General features: G+C 54.2%; 7 protein-coding genes and 1 pseudogene (1 of these 8 running past the window's edge). 3 read left to right on the forward strand and 5 right to left on the reverse strand.

All coding sequences use genetic code 11. The features are described 5' to 3' along the window. The 5 genes from H5U36_06100 to H5U36_06120 form a co-directional block, all read right to left on the reverse strand. On the reverse strand, window positions 1-1,215 hold a 1,215-nt coding region (locus H5U36_06100; GenBank protein ID MBC7217710.1), incomplete at its 3' end, for a dihydroorotase. Continuing rightward, window positions 1,212-2,138 (reverse strand): aspartate carbamoyltransferase catalytic subunit, encoded by a 927-nt coding sequence (locus H5U36_06105; GenBank protein ID MBC7217711.1) that lies wholly within the window; start codon window positions 2,136-2,138, stop codon window positions 1,212-1,214. The genes H5U36_06105 and H5U36_06100, both read right to left, overlap by 4 nt. 137 nt (window positions 2,139-2,275) lie before the next feature. Continuing rightward, complete coding sequence (locus tag H5U36_06110; GenBank protein MBC7217712.1) at window positions 2,276-2,947, reverse strand: SagB/ThcOx family dehydrogenase; 672 nt, start codon at window positions 2,945-2,947, stop codon at window positions 2,276-2,278. Between the two features lie 16 nt (window positions 2,948-2,963). After that, a complete protein-coding gene (locus tag H5U36_06115; GenBank protein MBC7217713.1) occupies window positions 2,964-3,905 on the reverse strand; it encodes a hypothetical protein in 942 nt (313 codons plus the stop codon). 12 nt (window positions 3,906-3,917) lie between these two features. Continuing rightward, complete coding sequence (locus tag H5U36_06120) at window positions 3,918-4,646, reverse strand: SDR family oxidoreductase (protein ID MBC7217714.1); 729 nt, start codon at window positions 4,644-4,646, stop codon at window positions 3,918-3,920. A 403-nt stretch (window positions 4,647-5,049) separates the two neighbouring features. On the opposite strand from H5U36_06120, the gene H5U36_06125 reads away from it, so the two are divergent. The 3 genes and pseudogenes from H5U36_06125 to H5U36_06135 all read left to right on the forward strand — a co-directional run. Further along, window positions 5,050-6,024, forward strand: a complete 975-nt coding sequence (locus H5U36_06125; protein MBC7217715.1) for a hypothetical protein — start codon at window positions 5,050-5,052, stop codon at window positions 6,022-6,024. Further along, window positions 6,017-7,111 (forward strand): NAD/NADP octopine/nopaline dehydrogenase family protein, encoded by a 1,095-nt coding sequence (locus tag H5U36_06130; protein MBC7217716.1) that lies wholly within the window; start codon window positions 6,017-6,019, stop codon window positions 7,109-7,111. Before H5U36_06125 ends, H5U36_06130 begins: the two co-directional genes overlap by 8 nt. After that, window positions 7,101-7,250: pseudogene (locus H5U36_06135) on the forward strand (methionine synthase); it runs 1,496 nt beyond the window's last position. Before H5U36_06130 ends, H5U36_06135 begins: the two are co-directional and overlap by 11 nt.

Consider the following 7,250-nt stretch of genomic DNA (forward strand, 5'->3'; position numbering starts at 1 on the left):
CTGGAAAGGGCAATTCTTGCCCTTTGACTCAAACTGTGCAACGTCTACTTCCCATTCGGTCTGGGGATCGAGAATCGTAATGTCCGCATCCTTCCCTTCCGCAAGAACTCCCTTGCGTTCGAGTTTCAAAAAGCAAGCGGGGTTGTAACTCAACTTTCTCCAGAGCTCAACCCAGTCGATAACGCCCTCCTCGATGAGGGCTTTCACATAAAGGGGGACGGTCACTTCGAGGTTCGAGATGCCAAACGCAGCATCAATAAAGCTTCCTCCTTTGTCCTCAGGGGCATGGGGAGCGTGGTCCGAGGCGAGGATGTCGATAACTCCCTCAGCAATGGCTGACTTCAGGGCTTCGATGTCCCTTTTCTCCCGCAGGGGAGGTTTCACTTTGGCAAGACTACCGAGTCTTGGAACGTCCTCCGCAGTAAGGAGGAGATGGTGGGGGGTCACATCGGCACTGATGGGAGCTTTATCCCTAAAGAGGCGAAGAAGCACTGCACTCATTTCGGTGGAGAGATGGGTGAAGTGGACTCGAACACCGGTACTCAGAGCAAGAAGAATGTCTCTTGCCATGCGACTGTCCTCGGCAACCCTTGGTATTCCCTTGTAACCAAGAAGGAAAGCCGTCTCTCCCTCGTGCATGTGGCCGTCTCGGGAGAGCTCCTGGTCCTCCTCGTGGAGAATGAAGGGGAGATCGAAGTACTGGGCGTACTGGAAGGCAAGATAAAGGAGCCTTGAACTCTCAACGCTTGTTCCATCATCGCTGAGCGCCACCACTCCTGCCTCTTTTAAAAGGCCGTATTCAGCCATCTCCTTTCCCTGACAGCCCCGGCTTATAGCTCCTGCAAAGAGGAGATGGGTGAACCCAATAGACCGCGCCTTAAGGACGAGGCTTTGGACAACGAGAGGGTCATCAAGAGGGGGGGAGGTATTGGGCATCGCAAGAACAGTGGTAAATCCTCCTCTTGCTGCAGCTTTTGCCCCGGTCTCAAGGGTCTCTTTTGCCTCTCCTCCTGGTTCTCGGAAATGAACGTGGAGGTTCACAAAGCCTGGTCCCACAAGAAGCCCTGAGGCGTCAATGACGTACGCCTGAGGATCGGAAAGACCCTTGCCGATGCGGGTGATAACCCCCCCTTCGATGAGAACATCTCCGTCCATAAGGGTTTTTCTGTCTGGGAGTACAAGGGTTCCCCGCTGGATAAGGATTCTCCGCGTCATCGGATTTTCCCCTCACAGAGAAGGATTTCAAGAACGGCCATGCGTACCGCTACTCCACAGGTGACCTGCTCCTCAATGAGTGAGGCACCGTGTTCCACAAAGCTGTAGCCGATTTCCACACCCCGATTTACGGGACCAGGGTGCATGATAACAGTGGATTCCTTGAGCTCTGCGAATAATTCTTCCCCAAGGCCAAAAAAGCGAGCGTACTCTCTGAGGCTTGGGAAGTACCCTGCTTCCTGACGCTCCCGCTGAATTCGGAGAAGGTAGACAACATCTGCACCTTCTACCGCTTTTTCCACTGGAAAGACTCGTGTCACTCCCAGGGCTTCAACCTCCTTGGGCACAAGGGTCGGAGGGCCAGAGACGGTCACCTGGCTTCCGAGCTTCCCCAAGGCCAAGGCAAGGGATCGGGCGACTCTGCTGTGGAAGATATCACCGATAATCGTCACTCTGAGGTTTTCGACCCTTCCAAAGGTCCGTCGCATGGCCAAAAGGTCAAGAAGTGCCTGAGTCGGGTGCTCTCGGAGCCCGTCTCCCGCATTCACAATGTGGCAGGGAAGGAAAGTGGCGAGGTACTCGGGTATGCCACTTGTTCGGTGCCGAACCACCAGAACATCGGTCTTCATTCTCGCAATGGTTCGAACCGTGTCACGGAAGCTCTCTCCCTTTTCGAGGCTACTCCCCTCAAGGGAGAAATGGACAACGTTCATACCGAGAAGTTTTCCCGCCATCTCGAAGGACATCCGCGTGCGGGTACTTGGTTCGAAGAAGAGACATACCATGGAATACCCCGAGAGGGTGTTCGAGAACTTCGGGGAATGTTCCAAAAACTCCCGCCAGTGCATCGCTCGATCGAGGATGAAGAGAATATCTTCCCGGGTCAAGTGGTGTATTCCCGTGAGGTGTCGATGGACCCACACCCTTCCCACCCCCTAAAGGTAAGACACAAAAAAAATCCATCTTCCCTGCTCCGGGGAAGATGGATTTTTTTGTGTGGCACACTCTTTTTCCTCTCATGCGCAACCCTCGATTAGGATACCGAGAAACACACCCTCTGTCAATCACCCTTTCTCCCCACTGGCATGAGGTAAAGGGGCGCTTCCTTTTCGGAAAGCCCAAGAACCCTTTGCACGCCCTTATCCTCAAAAGCTCCAACAACCACTGTTCCGAGATTCAAAGCCTCAGCCTGAAGGTACACGTTTTGCGCCGCATGGCCCGCTTCCATATGGACGTAGCGGATTCCCCGTTCGCCGTACTTTCGGGTTGTTCGCTCGTACAGGGCGGTGAAGACAAGAATTCCCGGCGCTTCTCGAATCCATTCCTGGAAGAGAGCAACCCGGAAGAGCTCCTCCCGCCGATCTCCCGAGAGGACTCTGTAAAGAGCATGTTCTTCGGGAAGGTAACCGTACACCCCTGGTGCAAGACCCTCAACCTGCCCGGCCACGAGGTACACCTTGAGGGGGTAAAGAGCACCGGCTGAAGGAGCGGTGCGGAATCCCGAGGCTTTGTCCGTGACTCCTTGAGCTGCCCAGAGGAGCTGAGCGACTTCCTGGAGAGATAAAGGTAAAGATGCGAAAGATCTGTGGGAACGGCGTCTGAGGAGTGCCTCTTCTATGGATGTGTCGCTCTCTAACCTTGGGGACGGGAGAGGAATTCTATCCCGAGCGTATCCGGAGATACCAAAGCTTCCTATCCAAAGAAGTGCCAGAAGACACACTAAAAGCCGCATGGTATCCCTCCTTTCTCTACTCTTTAACGGGGATGCTTCTGACCTCCTCCGAGAGCACCTGCTTCAGGTACCGAAGGGACTCCCGGAGCATCGGTCCAAGGAGGCGGTCGCTATAGTCGCGGCCGAGCTTTGGCCCTGGGAGTTCCAGGTATCCCACAAGACGCTCTTCAGGGAGGAGGTAGCTGTACTTCCCAAGGAGGGAGAGTATTTCCCGGGCATCGATGATACCTCGATTACGGTTTTCTCGCTCAAAACCAAAGGTTTCATGGTACATGGCATCGGTGTTCTTCCAGTGGAACTCATGGAGATAGGGGAAGGTTGCGACAAAAAGGGAAAGGTGATGCTCCCGAAGATTTCCCGTTTCATCAACCCAGCCATGGGACACATCGGCACAGAACCCAAATCGAGCCGCACTGTCTTTGTGCCTCTGCCAGTACAGAGTGAGCTCCTCTCCAATCTGCCTAACCTCCTCTGCACTGCAAGGAGGCTCGGCAAAGCAGGACATGGGTTCTGCGGTGAGCCATGCAAGGCCGCAGGATTTGGCATAGTGGAGGAGTTCTTTCATTCTCTCGAGGTACTGTGCAATTCCTTGAGTTCGGAGAAAGAGGCGATCTCGGGGAAAAGCGCCCATCGAGGCGCCACAGGAAGAAGCACCAAGGATAGCGGCTACTTCAATGAGACGCCGGTAGTTTCGCTCGGTTACCCGAACAAGCTCCGGGTCTTCAGAAAGGAATCCCCCAAGTTCCCGGTATGCGGAGAAAACACTCGATATGACGATGCCTCTCTTTTGGGCTTCCTCCCGCAGCCGCAAAAAGTAGGAATCCGGGAGGAAGTAGAGTTCAAAGAACGTTCCAAGCTGGAGGTATGTAACCCCCTCCTCGGCCATGAGGTCAAAGAGCCACTCGAAAGAGTACCGATAGGTTATGGGATCGCTTTTCACCCCAAGGAAAAGCTCCATTGTTTTTTCCTCCTATTTCCATGGCTCGTTTGAAGCTCGACGAACGTTCACCTCATCGATAACGGCGTTTCCTTGCCGCAGGGAGAGGAGAAACCATACGATTTCGGCAATTTCCGAGGGAGCGATGAGTTTCTCTCCAAGAAGGTCCGGACGCATCGTGGCAATGAGGTCCGTTTCCACTCCTCCGGGGGCAATGACATGGACCCTGATGCCCTCTCTGTGGAGTTCTCGGGCAAGGACTTTCGTGAAACCCATAAGGGCATGTTTTGAGGCGGTGTACGCCCCCTGGTGAACGTACCCTTTGGTACCGACAACGGAAGAGATGTTGATGATGGTCGCAAGGGATGAGCGGCGAAGGTACGGCAAAGCCTCCCGGCAAATGAGAAAAGGAGCGCGAACATTCACCGCCATCTGGAGTTCCCACTCCTCAAGAGTTGTTTCCTCAAGGGGCTTCGAGAGGGCTACTCCGGCGTTGTTCACCACTACATCGATTCTTCCAAAGTACTCTCCCGCTTCGCGCACGAAGCGGGGGGGAAACTGGGGATCTGCAAGGTCCCCGGAGAGAATGAAAACCTCAACACCACTTGAGCGGAGTTCATCCCGAAGGGCCTCAAGTTGCGTCTGCGAGCGGGCGCAGAGCGCAAGGGATAGGCCCTTTTTCGCAAGGGTCTGCGCGATGGCTCGACCGATGCCCCGACTTGCCCCTGTGATGAGAGCAACTTTCCCCTTCCACTCTTCCATACATATCTCCCTCCATACCGGCTCTATCTTACCACAAAAAGGTTTTTTGATTCCCTCTTAGGGATTGCACGTAACCGATATACTACTGTGAGACTGCTGGAGATGAAAGCGAACTCTCCGAAATTGCTCAGGCCATTAAGGTTATCACCGACAAAATCGCTGCAGCGGCATCGGTCTCCGAAGAGAATGCTGCAGCAAGTGAGGAGGTATCTGCCTCAGCAGAGGAACAGAACGCCTCACTCCAGGAAATCAATAAAGCTGTTACGGCTTTGGCTCAGCTTGCTGAGGAACTCCACGAGAGGGTGAAGAGGTTCAAACTGTAGGTTTCCACCCTTGCTCTTCTTGATTCCCCCCTTCAGTGGTATACTGGAGGGGGGTGATGTTCTTGCCGCCGACGTCGAAGATTCTCCTCGCTTACAATCAATCTGTGCTTGCTGCGGAGGAAGAAGAGTACTACGCCACGCAACAGGAACTGAAAGGGCAAACCCTCCTTCTCATTCAGGAGGCGCTCAGGGAGACGGGGCATGAGGTTATTCTCTTTGACGTTGAACGGCCTCTTGAAGAAGTTGCCACAGTGCTTGCAGAAAGTGATATTCATTTCGTATTCAATGTAACCACCTGTGTTTCGTCGGTCTACAGCCAGGCACTTTTGCCTCTTATCCTTGACGCCCTTGATATTCCCTACCTCGGTTCTCGGGCAGTCGTTCACTCCCTCTGCCTTGACCGATCTCTGACGAAACTGGTGCTCCGAGGGCTTGGTGTCCCTACGCCCTCCTTTTTCCTCTGGTCTCCGGGGAGTTCCTGGCCTGAGAATCTGGAATTTCCTCTCCTTGTGAAGCCTCGTTTCCGAGAACACCGGGGAAGAAAGCTTGGAGGATTTTTAGTCCAGGATACCGTATCACTCCAGGAAGCGGCTCTGCGAGTCTTTGAGATGACTGGAGAAAAGGTCATCATCGAGAGGTATGTGGTGGGAAGGGAACTTGTTGCAGGACTCTGGGGCAACAATGGAGAAGTTGAGCCCCTTCCGGTTGTGGAGATGGCTCCCCTTTCTCGGGAGTTTCCCTCCTCAGAGGAAATTGTGAAACGGAGTGAGCAAATCCTTGGGGTGGCGGATCTCCCGGAAGAGGTTCTGGCGTCCATCCAGAAGATGAGCCTCAAGGTATTCCGAGAACTCAACATGCGTGATTACGCCACATTTCGTCTCATTCTCTCTGAGAAAGAGAACATGCCCCTTTTCATCGAAATCAACGCCCTTCCCCTCCTTTACTATCGCCGGAGCCCCTTTCCTGAAATGTGTGCTGCTTTGGACATCAGCTATGCGGGAATGATTCGACGTCTCTTCCACATCGCCATGAAGCGAGGGAGAACTCGTGCGTGACTCCTTGGTGTTTGCCGTTCTTGGCGCAGGTCATGGTGGACAAGCTCTTGCAGGGTACCTTGCCCTCCGGGGCTTCGAGGTGCGGCTCTTCAACCGAACCCCTGAGCGCCTTCGCCCCATACAGCTTCTTGGAGGCATCCAGGTCGAGGGAGAAATCAACGGATTCGCTCCTATTCCAGTTGCCACGCCCGATATCCGAGAGGCTGTAGCAGGCGCCCACATCATTATGGTCGTCGCTCCTGCCACCGCGCACCGGGACCTTGCTGAGCGTCTGAGTCCCTACCTTGAGGACGAACAGATTATCGTCCTGAACCCGGGAAGAACCGGAGGGGCCCTGGAGGTTCGCCAGGTACTTCGGGAGAGGGGCTGTTCAAAAAGAGTTCTCGTCGCTGAAGCGCAGACTTTTCTTTTTGCCAGCCGTATCTGTGGACCTGCCCAAGTCCGGATATTTCGGGTGAAAAACAGCATCCCTGTGGCTGCTCTTCCGGCGTACCAGACGGTGCGCGTTGTGCAGGCCCTTCGAATAGCCCTACCGCAGTTCATCCCTGAGGACAACGTTCTCAAGACGAGCTTCAACAATATTGGCGCCGTGTTCCACCCCACTATCACCATTCTCAACGCAGCACGCATTGAGAGCACCCATGGGGAGTTCGACTACTACATTGAAGGTGTTACACCTTCAGTGGCCCTCATTCTTGAAGAAGTGGACCGAGAGAGGGTCAGGGTGGCTGAAGCCCTGGGAGTACGGGCCATAACGGCCCGGGAATGGCTGTACTCGGCGTACGATGTCTCAGGAAGGGACCTCTTTGAGGCTATTCAGAATAACACAGGATACCAGGGTATTCGTGCCCCCTCTACGATCTTCCACCGGTACATCACTGAAGATGTGCCAACGAGCCTCGTCCCCATAGCCTCCTTGGGAAGAATGCTTGGTGTTCCCACTCCAACCATTGATAGCCTCATTCACCTTGCCTGCGTTCTGCACAAAAGGGACTACTGGAAGGAGGGAAGAACGGTGGAGAAACTCGGACTTCAAGGACTCAGCGTCAAAGAAATTCACAATCTGGTGGTCACCGATGAGGAGTAAAAAGATTCTCGGGGCTTCTTTGGGAACCTGTGTTCATGTAGCTGGGGTGTACCGTTTCCTCACCCTTGCAGAGCGCTTCGGGTACGAGGGGGTTTTCCTCGGTCCTGCTCGTTCTCCAGAGGAAGTTGTGGATGCAGTA

The organism is Candidatus Caldatribacterium sp., from assembly GCA_014359405.1.
In the GTDB taxonomy this organism is placed as follows: domain Bacteria; phylum Atribacterota; class Atribacteria; order Atribacterales; family Caldatribacteriaceae; genus Caldatribacterium; species Caldatribacterium oleiphilum.

Excerpts from the sequence above, each read along its gene's own strand:
- H5U36_06115 (MBC7217713.1), bottom strand. The coding sequence starts at position 3,905 with ATGGAGCTTTTCCTTGGGGTGAAAAGCGATCCCATAACCTATCGGTAC.
- H5U36_06120 (MBC7217714.1), bottom strand. The coding sequence starts at position 4,646 with ATGGAAGAGTGGAAGGGGAAAGTTGCTCTCATCACAGGGGCAAGTCGG.
- H5U36_06110 (MBC7217712.1), bottom strand. The coding sequence starts at position 2,947 with ATGCGGCTTTTAGTGTGTCTTCTGGCACTTCTTTGGATAGGAAGCTTT.